The organism is Thermoanaerobacterium calidifontis (assembly GCF_055381745.1).
The window spans coordinates 2,432,138-2,448,855 of the sequence record NZ_AP042436.1 but is presented as its reverse complement, the minus strand read 5'-3'; the positions used below and the strand labels follow the sequence as shown (position 1 = coordinate 2,448,855).

The following is a 16,718-nucleotide window of genomic DNA, read 5'->3' as shown; positions in this document are numbered from 1 at the left end:
AACAGGCATTAAATAGACCTGTTCTTTTTTTATAATATGCTTTCTAAAAATGCTTTGTTTTGAAGCACCATAGGATTATTTGGGTCATACTTTCTCGCTTCTTCATTATGCATATATGATTTTTCTATGTCACCTAATCTATAATAGCATATACACAACTGAATATGTGGAAGCCATGTTGAACATGCTATATTTACAAAACCTTGATTAGGTTTTTCGACTTTTGTCGCAAGCTCGTACCAGAAAATAGATTGTTTTATCTTGTTTTCCTGCAAAAATTTATAACCTAATCTGCAACAGAATTCAGGCCTTGGCACGTCGTACTCAAAAGATTTAAAAATCACTTCATCTCTTTTATTTAAATCTCCTAAAGCTTCATAGCAGTCAGCAAGCTTTCCGAGAGAATACAGTATATCTTCCATCCATCCTTTCTTGGAGTCTATAAACATGTTGTAATATTGAACGGCCTCAGCATACCTTTTGTGTTCGGCCAATTCATTTGCATAGTAAAACATATCTCTTGGTGAAAAATCTTTTTTGCTTTCAATCATCTTTTCATAAATTTCAATGTTTCTATTGGGCGTATTTTTTATTTTACCATGCACAATTTGTATATCGCTATTGTAAATTTTTCCGTAGACCTCAAGGTATTCATGCACTGCGCCAATCCATTTAAAGTCCTTCGTTCTTTTAACAAGGCGATTTCTAATGCTTATAAAAGATGGACTGCCATTTGATGTTTTAGTCAATACGTATTTCATCGTCACTGAGTCAATAGATGTGTCGAAGTTGTCTTTAAGATTTATAAGTTTCTCTAAATCGTCTGGTTCCACATAATCATCTGCATCAAGCCATAATATATAATCCATTGTTGCTTTGCTAAATGAAAAATTTCTTGCTGCGCTAAAATCGTCTATCCACTTAAAATCAAATATTTTATCAGTATATTTCTTTGCAATGTTTTTTGTTAAGTCAGTAGAGCCTGTATCAACTATGACTATTTCATCTACAGCATCTTTTATGGATGTTAAGCATCTATCCAATGTTAGTTCTTCATTTTTTACTATCATGCACAGACTTATAGTTATACTCTGGCACATAGACATCCTCCTATTAATTCAAATAAATTACATCTAAGGGCTGGCAAAACCAAACCCTTAGATGTTTCTTAATATCAGTCAAGCTTTAGCAATGTGATAGAAGCATTTACGACACCAGAAGCCAAAGTCAAGGCGACGCCTGTATTTCTCAAAGTCAATACGTCTCCAGCGGATACTGTTATTATAGCTTCACCTACTAATTCTGTTGCGTTGATGATAGTGGAGTACTGCGTTTGAGATAATGGAGTGCCGTTTAATGTCAACACCATCGAATTCAAAACAGCAACTGAAGCTGTCGTAGTATAGCCAATTCGATAGGTTCCACCGATATCAAATGTTATAGGTGCAGTTCCTGCTGTGTGGGAGATGCCTACTAATGGTCCATTGCTGTCAAATGTTACATCTCCACCAAGAATGACGGTGTTACCGGTTGTGTTGTAAATATATCCGTAAGCTGCTATTCCTGCGCCAGTTGGGCCAGTCGGACCAGTTGGACCAGTAGGACCAGTCGGGCCAGTAGGACCAGTCGGGCCAGTAGGACCAGTTGGACCAGTTGGACATACAGGACATGGTTCATAAGTTATTTCCAGATATGGTTTATTTACATTGTTGGTTGATTCATATCCTATTATAGTGTCAACTACATTTTCTATTCCTCTTATTGTTATGCCAAAGTTTAAAGATGGTGTTAGGACCCATTTATACGCTAAATTTGTTATATCAATTCCTATATAACTTCCTACCATGCTGTCTGTAACAGTAAAACTATAAGGGGTGATGACAGTAAATGGAGCTGTATTCCAAGTTACTGTTGATTGGCTGAAGTCATTTAGGTTTTCATAGATTGTAATATTCTGTGGATACAGTATGCTATCAGGCATATCTTTTCTGTTTACATAAAGATACAGTTTAGCATCTGTCATTACATTGCCAGACGGTATAGCTCCCGATAAGTCAAATTTTAATAGTGTTCTGTAAGCATCTGGCATATTTCCAAACCTTAAATATTCACCGGTAAATAGCGAAATAGAATTGCCGAAGTTTTGGGTAGGAAAATACTGTGATATATAAGCATCATCAGTAGGGTTAATTTGAATAGTTGGCAAAACAACCACCTCGTTTGGAATATTTAGAGCACGATTAAATATGATCGTGTTCTAAAACTAATATATGAAGTAGTATATTAATTGTTACATATCAAGCGGTATCATAGCACACCATCAAAATATGTTTTTCAAAAAACCAGTGGTATAATTATCTCAAAAGAAACATTGAAAAGAGGGTGTGATTTATGAACAATTTTGATTTTGTTTGTCCGACAAAGATCATTTTTGGCAGAGGGACTGAAAATAGAGTAGGTGAAGAGACAAAAAAATATTCAAAAAAGGTATTGTTTGTCTACGGCAGCGGCAGTATAAAAAAGACAGGTCTTTACGACAAAGTCGTAAAATCGCTAAAAGACAATGGTGTTGATTACATAGAATTATCAGGTGTTAAACCAAATCCAAGGCTTAGCTTGGTTTATGAAGGGATAAAGATTTGCAAGGAAAATGGCATTGACTTCATATTGGCCGTAGGTGGGGGTAGCGCGATAGACACTGCAAAGGCTATCGCTGTTGGTGCGCTTTATGATGGTGATGTGTGGGATTTCTTTGTAGGCAAAGCTGAGATTGAAAGGGCATTACCAGTAGGTGTAATATTGACATTGGCTGCAACAGGAAGTGAAGCCAGCGATAGCGCTGTTATAACAAATGAAGATGGATGGTACAAGAAGGGTATACACTCTGATCTTATAAGGCCTCAATTTGCCATCATGAATCCAGAGCTTTTGTTTACACTTCCTCAATATCAGACGGCTGCAGGTGCAGCGGATATAATGGCTCACATAATGGAAAGGTACTTTACAAACGTCAGGAGTGTAGATCTTACGGATAGGCTTTGCGAAGCAACGCTTAAGACCATGATAAACAATGTTCCAAGGCTTATTGAAAATCCTGAGGATTATGATGCGAGAGCTGAAGTGATGTGGGCAGGTACTATTGCGCATAATGGACTGCTGGATACGGGAAGAATCGGCGATTGGGCATCACATAGGATTGAGCATGAGCTAAGTGCAATCTACGACATAGCTCACGGCGCAGGACTTGCCGTAATATTCCCAGCGTGGATGAAATACGTGTATAAACACGACTTGGATAGATTTGTCCAGTTTGCCGTTAAAGTTTGGGATGTAGATTTGACATTTACCGACAGAGAAGCGATAGCGTTGGAAGGCATAAAAAGACTTGAGGATTTCTTTAGAAACATTGGCCTTCCTGTGACACTGAGGGAGGCTAATATACCTTATGACAGGTTTGAGGAGATGGCAGACAAATGCACGTCAAATGGGACAGCAACCGTCGGACAATTTGTTAAACTTACGAAAGAAGACATAATAAACATATACAATCTTGCAAAATAACCCAATATATGTAAATATATCCTGATTATGCTATAAAAATAGCTATTCAGGATATATTTTTTTATATATTTATTTTTCATTATGTTTCCACTAATTTAAGTTATATGTGATATAATATAATCATAAGGTTTAAAGCAGAAGGTGATTTTATGAAGTTTACAGAGAAAATAGAAATTCCTGAAGAAATATTATTAAGTCTTGGAAAAAGTGGAGAAGAGCTTATAGATGAGATGAAAAAAACTTTAGCAGTTAGATATTATCAAGAGAAAAAGCTTTCATTAGGCCAATGTGCCGGCCTTGCTGGTGTAAGTGAGGAAGATTTCATGAAGTATTTATCTGGCTTTAATATAAGCATCTTTTCTTACTTGATCGAAGGAGAACTTGCGGAGGATATAAGAAATGCGTAAAGTTGTTTTAAACTCTACACCGATTATAATTCTTCGAAATATAGGCCGAATGGATCTTTTAACAAAAGCTTGAAAGAAGTCTCCCATCCTTTATAGGCGGGAGATGAATTTCTATTGTTTTCCATAACATTATATGTTATAATCTTATCAGAAGTAAAAAGCAAAGTGGTGATATAATGCTAATATTAGATAATAATAATCATTCAGTATTCTTACTGTATTATCATCTTATAATGGTTGTAAAATACAGAAGAAAAGTAATAGACGATAACATATCAAATAGATTAAAGGAGATATTTGAGAATATATCACCCAATTATAATATATCACTGCAAGAATGGAATCACGATAAAGACCATGTACACATACTTTTCAAAGCAGAGCCAAACTCTGAAATATCTAAATTCATTAATGCTTATAAAAGTGCATCGTCTAGACTCATAAAAAAAGAATATCCGCAGATAAAACAAAAACTTTGGAAAGAATATTTTTGGTCAAGAAGTTACTGTCTTCTTACATCAGGTGGTGCACCTATAGAAGTTATAAAACAGTATATAGAAAGCCAAGGTGAGAAAAGATGATGACATGTCAGCATTTTTTCATAGAGCCAACAAAAGAACAGGAAGAAAAGCTCTTTTATACATTGTATTTATGTCGCAAATTATATAATTACTCACTAGATCAAAGAATAAAACATTACAAACAATATGGCAAAGGACTTACATATAAAGAACAGCAGAACATGCTTCCAAAATATAAAAAAGAACATACAGAATACAAATTAGTACAGTCGCAAATATTACAGGATGTGTTGAGAAGATTAGATAGAGCATATAAAAACTTCTTTGACAAAAGAGCCAAATATCCTAAATTCAAAGATAAATATCACTACACATCAATAACACTTCCACAATGCGAAGCAAAAAGAAACTTTGGGAAAGAAGGATATGTATACATAAAAAATATAGGGCATATAAAAATCAAAGCACATAGAAACTTTGATCCAACAAAAGTCAAAACAATAAACATAAAATACCATGCAGGAAAATGGTATATAAATCTATCAGTTGAAGTAGAAGAAGAAAAAGAAAAAACAGTCATAAGAGAAAAAGCAATAGGAGTAGACAAAGGAATAAACTCAATAGCTGCAACATCAGATGGAGAGTTATACTCAAATCCTAAATGGCTACAAAAATCAGAGAAGAAACTAAAAAGACTGCAAAGACAATTATCAAGAAAAAATAAAGGAAGCAAAAACAGAGAAAAGCAAAAGAAAAAATTAGCGAAACTTCATGAAAAAGTAGCGAATCAAAGAAGGGACTATCTACATAAGATAAGCTATAACATAGTAAAACATAATGACATCATATGCGTTGAAGATTTGCAAGTAAAAAATATGATGAAAAATCATAAACTTGCAAAATCAATAGCAAATGCAGGATGGGGAATGTTAGACAAATATCTCCAGTATAAAGCAGAAAAAGAAGGAAAAATCTTCGTAAAAGTAGATCCAGCATATACATCACAAAGATGTTCAAAATGTGGGAAAATAGTAGAAAAAGACTTATCAGTAAGAATACACAAATGCGAGTGCGGATTAGAGATAGACAGAGATGTAAATGCAGCAATGAATATACTATATGAAGGATTAAAACAATTAGGCATAGCAGCATAAGAGTAATAATTTTGTAGGGAAGGTTCCTCCCGAAGTTACGCCTATGGAGATTGTGTAAGACCTGCTGTGAATAGCAGTAGGCAACGGTCTATGAAATAGGAAGCTCCATCCTATAGAGGATGGAGTAGGTTCACAACAGCTTTACGAGAATGTATATATCCCTTATGGTGTATATGAAGAAGTGAATATTGTTGAAAATTGCCAAATTGAAGACTTTATAAAAATTGTTAAGATAAAAAATGAAGAGGCAAAGCAATTTTTCCCTACAAGACTTCACAAAGGTGAAGTTGAAGTGATGATTTTGGCTAAAGAGATTAATGCTGATTTGTGTATTATTGATGACTACCTTGCAAGACAGCATTCAAAAAGCTTAGGACTCGTTGTGAGTGGCACGCTGGGGATTTTGGTGAAGGCAAAAGAAAAAGGAATCATAAAAAGCGTAAAGCCAGTTGTGGACGATATGATGCGAAAGGGGTTCTACATAGATAAAAAATTGTATGATGAGATCTTAAATATTTGTGGCGAAAAATAAAATTGTTTAGGAGAAAAGATATAATAAACATATACAATCTTGCAAAATAACCCAATATATGTAAAATATATCCTGATTATGCTACAAAAATAGCCAATCAGGATATATTTTTTATATATTTGCGATTTTTTTAATAAAATATTAATAATTTTCTTGTATAATAGAATATGTGTAAAATTATAAGGTGTTAAAATGGGAGAGAGAAATTGTATGAAAAAAATAATAGCTTATGTAATATTTCAAGTATTTTTGGCTGTAATAGTGATACCGATGTCGATATTTTACGGACCATTTACAAATATCAGAAATACTTTGGTAGCGACAGCTATGACTACATTCAGCCATAAGTACATTGCCACGTTATTTTTGCCACAAAGCAAAATTGACGCTATAATGAAGGAAATGACAAGTATATCTACAGACAGCAGCAAAAGTAGTCTATTGAATTTCAAAAACAACCACGACACGACGATTGAAGTGAATGACATAAGCAGCAGCAGATTTAAAGGAAAGGTGATTTTAATCCACGACCCTACGAGAGTTGAAGTAGGCATATCAAGTAAGCTTCCTAAAGAAGGAGAAACAGTAAGCGAGATAGCTAAGGAAAATGGGGCAATAGCCGCCATAAACGCTGGCGGTTTTATTGGGTACGTTGATGGTGCATGGACCGGAAGTGGGGGTACTCCAGGTGGAATAATCATACACAACGGAAAGCTAATATACAACAATGCCTACAGCAAAGACGGGAAAATCGACCTTGCAGGGTTTACAACAGATGGTAAGCTGTTGGTTGGCAAATACACTTTAGATGAGATAAAGAATTTAAACATAAAAGAAGCAGTAAGTTTTGGCCCTGCCCTCGTAGTCAATGGAAAGCCTATGATTAAAAGTGGTGACGGCGGATGGGGTATTGCTCCAAGGACTGCAATAGGACAGAAAGCCGATGGCACAGTCATATTTTTAGTCATTGACGGAAGGGCAATATCCAGCGTCGGAGCTACATTAAAGGATGTACAAAACATAATGCTGGATTACGGTGCCGTAAATGCTACAAATCTTGACGGAGGATCTTCCACGACCATGTACTACAAAGGGAAAGTCATAAACAATCCGTCAAATCCTTTAGGGGAGAGAATGGTTCCTACAATATTTTATGCAAAATAAGATGGAGGTATTATGAAAGCTATAAGAAGAATTTTTACATGGATAGTGTTTCCATTGATAATAGAGATGGGAGTGCTTTTCTATATAAATAATGTATATTTATCTACCACAACTACGTTTCACATACAAAAAGTCAATACTGAGTCAGATACAAACGCGATGAAAAAAACAATGAAAGTCGCGGTACCCAGCGATGGAGAAAGCGTCGAGGCTTCTTATGACGGAAGCTACGTTTCATATCTTTTAAACCATCAGATAATAGTTGTTGACACTAAGACGCAAGGCATAAAGAAGGTAATTGCAGCCAGCAACTATATACAATATTACACATGGCTTAATGATAGAAACAGAATCATATATTTTTATAAGACGTATAGCCGTGGCAGTGAAGCGATACAGCTTGAAGCTTATGACCTTGATATAAACAACAAGATAAAGATAGACAAGCTTATATATGCTCCAAGAAACAGCCATATAGAAAATGTCACATTGTCGCCTCTTACAAACATGATCTATATAAATGTGGTTGATGCCAATGGGTATAGCTATCTGTACCGTGTAGATATAATGGGACAGATTACAAACTTTAGACTGCCAGTTAAGAGGATTACAAGAATGTACGAGCTTCAGAGAAAAGATGTCCTTTTATACGAGTCATCAAACGGAATAATAAGGGTCATCAAAAATGGCAGTGGCTACACATTTTTAAGTGGTGGTTATTCACTTATTGGCACTGACAGCAATGACAATGTGTACGTAGGCAAATTAGACAGCGACAATAAAGTTGTGGAAATATACTACGGAACAATTGATAAAAGCTTCAAAAACTGGAGTCACATAAAGCTAAATCATGCAATTGACACAAATCAGGTGTATATACTGCCGAAGGACAATGCCTTGACTGTCACTTTTGACGGTAAAGATTTGATTGACGTAAATACAGGTGAGACCATAACGGGAAGCGGCGATATACTGGGTATCAACGCAAATTATATAATCTACAAAAAGGATAATGATGTAATATTGAAATTAGAATGATGCCGAATATTTCGGCATTTTTTGTTAATAAATATGTTAATTTGTGGTATAATAGATTAAAAGGTTAGGGAGGCTAAATGATGGAGATGTTAAACATAAAAGAAAATTACAACTTTCTTGTGTGCGGAGATTCCATATCTAAAGGCGTGGTTCTCGACAAGATTAGAAACAAATATGTGGTTTTGAAGGATTCTTATGCAAATCTTCTAAATGGATGCTTAAAAGGAACTGTTGAAAACATATCGAAGTTTGGCAGCACTATATTAAGAGGCAAAGACAGGCTAAAAAAAGAGTTAAACAAAGTAAAGCCTGATATTGTACTGCTGGAATTTGGGGGGAATGATTGCGATTTTAATTGGGATGAGGTGGCTAAAGACCCTTACAAAGAACATCTGCCAAACACTGATTTCAATGTGTTTAAAGAGACATTAAGAGAACTCATAGATTCACTTAAAAATGCCAACATAGCTCCGGTTTTGCTTACGCTTCCTCCATTGGATGCAGACAGATACTTTAACTGGATTAGTAAAGGCAATAGAGAAATGGCTAAAAACATATTGACGTGGCTTGGAAGCGTCACAAAGATATACTGGTGGCAGGAAAGATACAATTCTGCCATATTGAGCATAGCATCAAGCACTGATACGAAGATAATAGATGTGAGAAGTGCGTTTTTAGATAGACCTGATTACAGAAAGCTTTTATGTGAAGATGGAATACACCCGAATGAGGAGGGTCACAAGGCGATTGCAGATAGGATAAAAGATTACGTCATGACATATTACGGATTCCTTTTAAAATAACATGCCTCATTTTACACTGCAAAGGAAATCTATAAACTTCTTGTGAAGCTCTGATAGGTACTTGTCTTTGTGGTATATGATATTGAATTTTCTCGTAAATTTGATTCCTTCTATCTCTAGCTTGATAAGTTTTGAACTTTGTAGTTCATCATTTAGAGCTAACTTTGATATTACTGAAACCCCTAAGTTTGCTTCGACTGCCTTTTTTATTGCCTCGATGCTGTTTAGTTCCAGCTTAATGTTGTATTCGACGTTGTGCGATTTCATTGTATTTTCAAACACTTCTCTCGTGCCGCTGCCAACTTCCCTCATAATAAAATCAGCTTTTGACAAATCATCCATCTGGATGATATTCTTTTTTGCCCAATGATGTTCTTTAGAACATATAAGGTACAGTTTATCATTTAACAAATGTCTACTTTCGATGCTATCGGAGTGTATCGGACCTTCTACTATTCCAAGATCTATTTCACTGTTTAGTATCATATTTACTATTTCCGCTGTATTGTTTATGCAAAATGGCAATTCTACATTTGTATATAATTTCAAAAATTTGCCGATTATTTTAGGCAGCAGGTATGTACCGACGGTTCTGCTGGCACCCAGCTTAAGCTTTCCTGCCTTGCTATCAGATATATCCTGTAACGTGTTTTCAGTTTCAATCAACAAGAGATTGATTTTTTTTCCGTAATCTCTTAAAATTTCACCTGCATGTGTCAATACAAGCTTTTTGCCTATCCTATCAAAAAGTTTCACCTTGTACTCTTCTTCAAGCTCGGAAATTGCCTGACTTATAGCTGGCTGTGTCATGTAAAGGTGTTTTGCAGCTTCAGACATGCTGCCATACTCACATACAGATAAAAATATATTCAATTCTCTAAAATTCATATAAATCACCAGTCATAAGCAATAACTTATATATTTTATAATATTATATTATTTTACTTATATAAAAGCAAGCATTACAATAAATTTAAGAAATAACAATACAGTTTTCATTAAAAAGATAAAAGGAAGTGCATTGTCGTGGTTTTAAATGAAGGCAAAATAGGAAATGTAAGATTGAAAAACAGATTTGTCATGCTGCCAACTGTCACAAATTTATCAAATGATGGATTTGTCAGCGAAAGAGAGATGGACTATTACGACAGAAGGTCGAAAGATGTAGCTTTAGTCATAGTTGAGGCATCGTATGTAAATAAGTTTGGCAAGTTTTTTAAAAATCAATTAGGGATAGACGACGATGATAAGATTGAAGGACTTAAAAAATTAGCAGATATCATTCATGGCAATGGTGCAAAAGCTGCAGTGCAGATTGCTATGCACAACCCTAAATACAAGCCATCGGATTTTACTGTAGAAGACATAAAAGGGTTTGTGAGGGACTTTGTGAATGCTGCAAAAAGAGCTAAGAAAGCAGGATTTGATGCTGTTGAGCTTCATTTTGCACATGGATGGTTTGTAAATCAATTTTTATCGCCAAATGTAAATACGAGAGATGATGAGTACGGTGGAGATTTCGATGGAAGAGCCAGATTTGCACTGGAGATATTAAACAATGTAAAAAGTGAAGTAGCTGATATGGCTGTGATATGCCGCATAAATGGAAGCGACTATACAGATGGCGGACTTGACATAGAAGAAAGTGTAAAACTTGCAAAGTTTTTAGAAAATCATGGTGCAGATGCAATAAATGTTTCATCAGGCGTTGGAGCGACGTCAGAGTACCACATATCGCCAATGGGAATAGATGATAAACCACTCATAGACTACGCGAAGAAAATAAGAGATGGTGTTTCGATTCCTGTCATTGCTGCTGATAAGCTGGGTGCTGCAGATGACTGGGAAGCGATTGTAAGAGATGGTTATGCTGATTTCATAGGCATTGCAAGAGGCCTTATAGGAGATCCTGATTGCGTTTCTAAATATATCAATGGAAAAGCTGATGAGATAAAATACTGTATCCACTGCAATCAAGCATGTATCGCGTATATACAGAAAGGGTTTCCTGTATCATGTATGATGAATCCCACGGTAGGCAGAGAAAAAGAATTTGATGTGATTGCAAAAAATAAGCTTAATGTGGCTGTAATAGGCGGTGGTCCTGCTGGAATGTCTGCTGCTTTGTACTTGGCGAAAAAAGGGCACAATGTGGAGCTATTTGAGAAGTCAGATGCACTGGGAGGACAGCTAAAAGTGGCAAAAGTCCCTCCACACAAGTATGAAATAGGAAAAGTGGTAGATTATCTTGAAGCTGATTTAAAAAAGTACGGTGTAAAAGTCAATCTGAATCGAGAAATTGCGTGCGATGAACTAAAAAATATGAGTTATGACAAAGTAATAATTGCAACAGGCTCAATTCCAAAGGAATTGACGATTAAAATGGATACAGTGCCTTATAAAGCCATAGATGTTTTAAGTGGCAAAATGCCACAAGGCATTAGCATAGCTGTAATAGGCGGAGGTTTGACAGGGCTGGAGACGGCAGAGTACCTTGCAACAATAGGTAAAAGCGTTACAGTATTAGAAGAGCTTGATGAAGTAGGAAAAGACATATACGCCATGAATAAGAAGCTTTTGATGGAAAGATTAAGGAACCTTGGCGTAAGAATCATATCGAGCGCAAAAATTGATGAAATAAAAAGCGGAAAAATTTTTTACAATAATGGCAATGAAGTTGAGGTAGACGATGTGGTGATTGCAATAGGCAATACTTCAGATGAAACATTTAAAAGCTGCATAAGCGACAATGTGATTTTCATAGGCGATTGTAAAGAAGTAGCAACAGCAGTAGAGGCAATAAGGGATGGCGCAGAACTGTCACTTACAATTTAGGGTGTTTATCATATCATTTAAAGTATGCTTTATGTTTTTATTCAAAAAATATGAAGCATACTTTGCTTTTTATATAACTTTTTAAACTATATTTTAAATTATGGCCTTTTTTATAAAGACATAAACTAAAATGATTCCTGCAACAACAAGATTAATTTTTTTATTAAAGTCTAAAATTTTTTTATTTTTAAAGAAGGATTTTTTAAATTTGTGTAGAATATATAATATATAATGTTTGTTGGACAGACAAACGAATAGAAGGAGGAAACTTTATGAATAAATATTTTGAGAATGTATCTAAAATAAAATATGAAGGGCCAAAATCAAACAATCCCTATTCTTTTAAATTTTACAATCCTGAGGAAGTAATCGATGGCAAGACGATGGAAGAGCATCTTCGCTTTTCTATAGCTTATTGGCATACTTTTACTGCCGATGGAACAGATCAATTTGGCAAAGCTACCATGCAAAGACCATGGAACCACTATACAGATCCTATGGACATAGCAAAGGCAAGGGTAGAAGCAGCATTTGAATTTTTTGATAAGATAAATGCACCTTTCTTCTGCTTCCATGACAGGGATATTGCACCTGAAGGAGACACCCTTAGAGAGACGAACAAAAACTTAGATACAATAGTTGCCATGATAAAGGACTACTTGAAGACCAGCAAGACGAAAGTTTTGTGGGGTACTGCAAATCTTTTCTCAAATCCGAGATTTGTGCATGGTGCATCAACATCGTGCAATGCTGATGTTTTCGCATATTCCGCAGCGCAAGTCAAAAAAGCCCTCGAGATTACTAAGGAGCTTGGCGGCGAAAACTACGTATTCTGGGGTGGGAGAGAAGGATATGAAACACTTCTCAATACAGACATGGAGTTTGAGCTTGACAACTTTGCGAGATTTTTGCACATGGCTGTTGACTATGCAAAAGAAATCGGCTTTGAAGGCCAGTTCTTGATTGAGCCGAAGCCAAAGGAACCTACAAAACACCAATACGACTTTGATGTGGCAAATGTATTGGCATTCTTGAGAAAATACGATCTTGACAAATATTTCAAAGTGAATATAGAGGCAAACCATGCGACATTGGCATTCCACGATTTCCAACATGAGCTAAGATATGCAAGAATAAACGGCGTATTAGGATCAATTGACGCAAATACAGGTGATATGCTTTTAGGATGGGATACAGACCAGTTCCCTACAGATATACGCATGACCACACTTGCCATGTATGAAGTCATAAAGATGGGGGGATTTGACAAAGGCGGCCTTAACTTCGATGCAAAAGTAAGACGTGCTTCATTTGAGCCAGAAGATCTTTTCTTAGGTCACATAGCTGGAATGGATGCCTTTGCAAAAGGCTTCAAGGTTGCTTACAAGCTTGTGAAAGATGGCGTTTTCGACAAGTTTATCGAGGAAAGATACGCAAGCTACAAAGATGGCATTGGCGCTGATATTGTAAGCGGAAAGGCTGACTTCAAGAGCCTTGAGAAGTATGCATTAGAGCACAGCCAGATTGTCAACAAATCAGGAAGACAAGAGCTATTGGAGTCAATCCTAAATCAGTATTTGTTTGCAGAATAATGAAACATGAGGGCAGCTTCATGCTTCATTAAAGCTGCCCTTAACAAATATCATGGAGGTAAATGTATGTATTTTTTAGGGATAGATTTAGGAACATCATCAGTTAAGATAATACTGATGAATGAAAGCGGCAATGTGATATCAAGCGTTTCAAAAGAATATCCTGTATATTATCCAGAACCAGGCTGGGCAGAACAAAATCCAGAAGATTGGTGGAGTAGCACAAGGGATGGAATAAGAGAGATTATTGTAAAAAGCGGCGTAAATGGCTATGACATAAAAGGCATCGGCTTAAGCGGACAGATGCATGGACTGGTGCTTCTGGATAAAGATAATAACGTTTTAACACCGGCCATACTTTGGTGTGACCAAAGAACACAGGAAGAATGCGACTACATCACCGAAAAAATAGGGAAAGAAGGTCTTCTGAAGTACACGGGAAATAAAGCATTGACAGGCTTTACTGCACCAAAGATATTGTGGGTAAAGAAACATCTTCCGGATGTATATGAAAGAATTGCTCATATCCTTTTACCTAAGGACTATATAAGGTTTAAATTGACAGGTGAGTACGCTACGGAAGTTTCAGATGCATCAGGTACACTTCTCTTCGATGTGGAAAATAGAAGATGGTCAAAAGAAATGATAGACATATTTGAAATACCGGAAAAAGCCCTTCCTAAGTGCTATGAATCAACAGATGTCACAGGGTATGTCACAAAAGAAGTAGCAGATTTGACAGGGCTTCATGAAGGTACTATCGTTGTGGGCGGTGGTGGTGACCAAGCCAGCGGTGCTGTCGGTACCGGCACAGTAAAAAGCGGTATAGTGTCCATCGCATTGGGTACTTCAGGAGTTGTATTTGCATCACAGGATAAGTACGCAGCAGATGATGAGCTTAGGCTTCACTCATTCTGTCATGCGAATGGCAAATGGCATGTGATGGGTGTAATGCTTTCGGCTGCATCATGTCTTAAATGGTGGGTGGATGATGTAAATAATTACAAGACTGATGTTATGACATTTGACGGACTTTTAGAAGAAGCAGAAAAGGTGAAACCAGGCAGTGATGGACTAATATTCTTGCCTTACCTTATGGGTGAGAGGACGCCCTACAGCGATCCTTATGCGAGAGGCAGCTTTGTAGGTTTAACTATTACTCACAATAGAAGCCACATGACGAGATCTATATTAGAAGGTGTAGCATTTGGACTTAGGGATTCGCTGGAGCTTATAAAGGCTTTAAATATACCTGTAAATGAAGCCAGGGTAAGTGGTGGTGGCGCTAAAAGCAGGCTTTGGAGGCAAATACTTGCCGACATATTCAATGTAAGGATCGACATGATAAATGCTACAGAAGGACCTTCATTCGGTGCAGCCATAATGGCATCTGTAGGATATGGCCTTTACAAAAATGTAGATGACGCTTGCAATAGTTTAATAAAAGTTACAGATAGCGTATACCCAATCCAAGAAAACGTCGAAAAGTACAACAAGCTGTATCCAATCTACGTAAGCTTATATTCGAGGCTTAAAGGTGCATTTGAAGAAATTGGGAAGCTGAAATTGTAAAGTTTGACTTAAAATTGACAACTAAATTGTTGAAATAACAGATAAAATCGTCTCCCATCTTTAGATGGGAGACAATTGCTATTGGAGTATATATTTTAGAATTGAATAAAGTCATTGAAAATTCGTCAAATTGTTAAACTTTTGTACGTGTTTTTCGATTATTATGTTAAGGCCGTATCATTGAGAAAGCACATTTTAATATGGTATAATATGCTGGTGAAAACGAAGTATTGCAAGGTGATTAAATGATAACAGGTGATCAATTGCTGATAAAACAAATTAATAAATCCATCGTCTTAAACACTATCCGCAAAAAAGGCATAATATCCAGGGCTGACTTAGCAAATATTACAGGGCTTAATAAATCAACAGTTTCTTCTTTGGTTGATGAACTTATAAAAGAAGGCTTTGTAGAGGAAGAAGGGCCCGGAGAGTCAAAAGGCGGCAGAAAGCCTATAATGCTTATGATAAATAGCCTTGCTGGTTGCGTCATTGGTGTCGATCTTGATGTGAATTATATTCTCGTCATTTTGACAGACATACTTGCAAACATATTGTGGCAAAAGCGGATACATTTAAAGATCGGCGAAAGCAAGGAAGACATCATATCTAAGATGCTGGAACTTATAGATGAGGCTATAAAAAATTCGCCAAATACGGTGAAGGGAATATTAGGCATAGGCATCGGTGTGCCTGGTATTACAGATTATAAAAGAGGCGTTGTGCTAAAAGCTCCAAACTTGAATTGGGAAAATGTGGAGCTTAAAAAGATGGTAGAAGAGAGATTCAACTTAAAAGTGTATATAGACAATGAAGCTAATACAGGTGCTATAGGTGAGAAGTGGTTTGGAGGAGGCAGAAACGCCAAAAATTTTGTCTATGTCAGTGCAGGCATTGGCATAGGTACAGGAATCATAATCAATAATGAGCTCTATAGAGGCTCCAGTGGGTTAGCAGGCGAGATAGGGCACATGACAATTGATATAAATGACCACATGTGCAGTTGTGGAAACAGAGGTTGCTGGGAAAACTACGCATCCGAAAAATCTCTTTTCAGATATATAAAAGAAAAGCTTGAATCAGGACAGGAAGATGACTTTATAGACAGTGAAAATATTGATTCTCTTGATATAAACGATATTGCAGGTTATGCAGAGTTAGGAAGCAAGCTTGCTATCGATGCTATAAACGAAATTTCTAAGAATTTAAGCGTTGGAATTGTAAATATAGTTAATACATTTAATCCAGACTTGGTGCTTATAGGCAATACATTATCTGCTATTGGCGATATGTTGATAGACGCTGTCAAAGAGTACGTGAGAGAAAAATGTCTTGTATCAAGGTACAATGATGTTGCCATCGAGATATCAAAGCTTGGAATGCTGGAAAGAGCTATAGGCGCTGTTACACTTGTCATATCTGAAGTGTTTTCATATCCCGGATTGTAAAAGCGAGGTAAGGCATGTAAGTTCTTCCTCGCTTTTTTTGTTAATTATAGTATAATATTATTAAGACTATTGATAAAATCTTGAATATTTT

At 36.3% G+C, this 16,718-nt stretch carries 15 protein-coding genes; 12 read left to right on the top strand and 3 right to left on the bottom strand.

What is annotated here, in order from left to right; translation table 11 throughout:
• Window positions 1-29: 29 nt before the first annotated feature.
• Window positions 30-1,100 (bottom strand): tetratricopeptide repeat-containing glycosyltransferase family 2 protein, encoded by a 1,071-nt coding sequence (locus tag ACZ42G_RS12695; RefSeq protein WP_464850696.1) that lies wholly within the window; start codon window positions 1,098-1,100, stop codon window positions 30-32.
• Between the two features lie 74 nt (window positions 1,101-1,174).
• On the bottom strand, window positions 1,175-2,215 hold the full coding sequence (locus ACZ42G_RS12690) for a DNRLRE domain-containing protein (RefSeq protein WP_464850695.1): 1,041 nt from the start codon (window positions 2,213-2,215) through the stop codon (window positions 1,175-1,177).
• A gap of 176 nt (window positions 2,216-2,391) precedes the next feature.
• Between ACZ42G_RS12690 and ACZ42G_RS12685 the strand changes: the two genes are divergently transcribed.
• From ACZ42G_RS12685 to ACZ42G_RS12650, 8 genes are all read left to right on the top strand, one after another.
• On the top strand, window positions 2,392-3,561 hold the full coding sequence (locus tag ACZ42G_RS12685; protein WP_464850694.1) for an iron-containing alcohol dehydrogenase: 1,170 nt from the start codon (window positions 2,392-2,394) through the stop codon (window positions 3,559-3,561).
• Between the two features lie 149 nt (window positions 3,562-3,710).
• A complete protein-coding gene (locus tag ACZ42G_RS12680) occupies window positions 3,711-3,968 on the top strand; it encodes a UPF0175 family protein (RefSeq protein ID WP_464850693.1) in 258 nt (85 codons plus the stop codon).
• Window positions 3,969-4,144: 176 nt separating this feature from the next.
• Window positions 4,145-4,549 carry an IS200/IS605 family transposase gene (tnpA, locus tag ACZ42G_RS12675; RefSeq protein WP_078060501.1) on the top strand — a complete coding sequence of 135 codons (405 nt, stop codon included), beginning with the start codon at window positions 4,145-4,147 and terminating at the stop codon, window positions 4,547-4,549.
• On the top strand, window positions 4,546-5,643 hold the full coding sequence (locus ACZ42G_RS12670; RefSeq protein ID WP_464850692.1) for an RNA-guided endonuclease InsQ/TnpB family protein: 1,098 nt from the start codon (window positions 4,546-4,548) through the stop codon (window positions 5,641-5,643). The genes tnpA and ACZ42G_RS12670 overlap by 4 nt, the downstream gene beginning before the upstream one ends.
• A gap of 181 nt (window positions 5,644-5,824) precedes the next feature.
• Window positions 5,825-6,175: a PIN domain-containing protein gene (locus ACZ42G_RS12665; RefSeq protein WP_464850690.1), complete on the top strand. Its 351-nt coding sequence runs from the start codon at window positions 5,825-5,827 to the stop codon at window positions 6,173-6,175.
• A 210-nt stretch (window positions 6,176-6,385) separates the two neighbouring features.
• Window positions 6,386-7,339, top strand: coding sequence for a phosphodiester glycosidase family protein (locus ACZ42G_RS12660; protein WP_038069157.1), 954 nt, complete (start codon window positions 6,386-6,388; stop codon window positions 7,337-7,339).
• A 12-nt stretch (window positions 7,340-7,351) separates the two neighbouring features.
• Window positions 7,352-8,377 (top strand): hypothetical protein, encoded by a 1,026-nt coding sequence (locus ACZ42G_RS12655; RefSeq protein WP_464850688.1) that lies wholly within the window; start codon window positions 7,352-7,354, stop codon window positions 8,375-8,377.
• Between the two features lie 80 nt (window positions 8,378-8,457).
• Window positions 8,458-9,180 (top strand): SGNH/GDSL hydrolase family protein, encoded by a 723-nt coding sequence (locus ACZ42G_RS12650; RefSeq protein WP_464850686.1) that lies wholly within the window; start codon window positions 8,458-8,460, stop codon window positions 9,178-9,180.
• Window positions 9,181-9,186: 6 nt separating this feature from the next.
• Here the strand turns inward: ACZ42G_RS12650 and ACZ42G_RS12645 are convergent, their stop codons facing one another.
• Complete coding sequence (locus ACZ42G_RS12645) at window positions 9,187-10,068, bottom strand: selenium metabolism-associated LysR family transcriptional regulator (protein WP_464852172.1); 882 nt, start codon at window positions 10,066-10,068, stop codon at window positions 9,187-9,189.
• A gap of 138 nt (window positions 10,069-10,206) precedes the next feature.
• On the opposite strand from ACZ42G_RS12645, the gene ACZ42G_RS12640 reads away from it, so the two are divergent.
• The 4 genes from ACZ42G_RS12640 (at window position 10,207) to ACZ42G_RS12625 (ending at window position 16,627) form a co-directional block, all read left to right on the top strand.
• Window positions 10,207-12,015: an NAD(P)/FAD-dependent oxidoreductase gene (locus ACZ42G_RS12640; protein WP_464850684.1), complete on the top strand. Its 1,809-nt coding sequence runs from the start codon at window positions 10,207-10,209 to the stop codon at window positions 12,013-12,015.
• A gap of 272 nt (window positions 12,016-12,287) precedes the next feature.
• Window positions 12,288-13,607 carry a xylose isomerase gene (gene xylA / locus ACZ42G_RS12635; RefSeq protein WP_085113082.1) on the top strand — a complete coding sequence of 440 codons (1,320 nt, stop codon included), beginning with the start codon at window positions 12,288-12,290 and terminating at the stop codon, window positions 13,605-13,607.
• Window positions 13,608-13,673: 66 nt separating this feature from the next.
• Window positions 13,674-15,179, top strand: coding sequence for a xylulokinase (xylB, locus tag ACZ42G_RS12630; RefSeq protein ID WP_464850682.1), 1,506 nt, complete (start codon window positions 13,674-13,676; stop codon window positions 15,177-15,179).
• Window positions 15,180-15,424: 245 nt separating this feature from the next.
• Complete coding sequence (locus ACZ42G_RS12625) at window positions 15,425-16,627, top strand: ROK family transcriptional regulator (RefSeq protein WP_350494223.1); 1,203 nt, start codon at window positions 15,425-15,427, stop codon at window positions 16,625-16,627.
• The last annotated feature ends 91 nt before the right edge of the window (window positions 16,628-16,718 follow it).

What these genes read in the sequence shown, in the direction of transcription:
- xylB (WP_464850682.1), top strand. Translation starts at nt 13,674, where the DNA reads ATGTATTTTTTAGGGATAGATTTAGGAACATCATCAGTTAAGATAATA.
- ACZ42G_RS12650 (WP_464850686.1), top strand. Translation starts at nt 8,458, where the DNA reads ATGGAGATGTTAAACATAAAAGAAAATTACAACTTTCTTGTGTGCGGA.
- xylA (WP_085113082.1), top strand. Translation starts at nt 12,288, where the DNA reads ATGAATAAATATTTTGAGAATGTATCTAAAATAAAATATGAAGGGCCA.
- ACZ42G_RS12645 (WP_464852172.1), bottom strand. Translation starts at nt 10,068, where the DNA reads ATGAATTTTAGAGAATTGAATATATTTTTATCTGTATGTGAGTATGGC.
- tnpA (WP_078060501.1), top strand. Translation starts at nt 4,145, where the DNA reads ATGCTAATATTAGATAATAATAATCATTCAGTATTCTTACTGTATTAT.
- ACZ42G_RS12660 (WP_038069157.1), top strand. Translation starts at nt 6,386, where the DNA reads ATGAAAAAAATAATAGCTTATGTAATATTTCAAGTATTTTTGGCTGTA.
- ACZ42G_RS12685 (WP_464850694.1), top strand. Translation starts at nt 2,392, where the DNA reads ATGAACAATTTTGATTTTGTTTGTCCGACAAAGATCATTTTTGGCAGA.
- ACZ42G_RS12695 (WP_464850696.1), bottom strand. Translation starts at nt 1,100, where the DNA reads ATGTGCCAGAGTATAACTATAAGTCTGTGCATGATAGTAAAAAATGAA.
- ACZ42G_RS12655 (WP_464850688.1), top strand. Translation starts at nt 7,352, where the DNA reads ATGAAAGCTATAAGAAGAATTTTTACATGGATAGTGTTTCCATTGATA.
- ACZ42G_RS12625 (WP_350494223.1), top strand. Translation starts at nt 15,425, where the DNA reads ATGATAACAGGTGATCAATTGCTGATAAAACAAATTAATAAATCCATC.
- ACZ42G_RS12680 (WP_464850693.1), top strand. Translation starts at nt 3,711, where the DNA reads ATGAAGTTTACAGAGAAAATAGAAATTCCTGAAGAAATATTATTAAGT.
- ACZ42G_RS12670 (WP_464850692.1), top strand. Translation starts at nt 4,546, where the DNA reads ATGATGACATGTCAGCATTTTTTCATAGAGCCAACAAAAGAACAGGAA.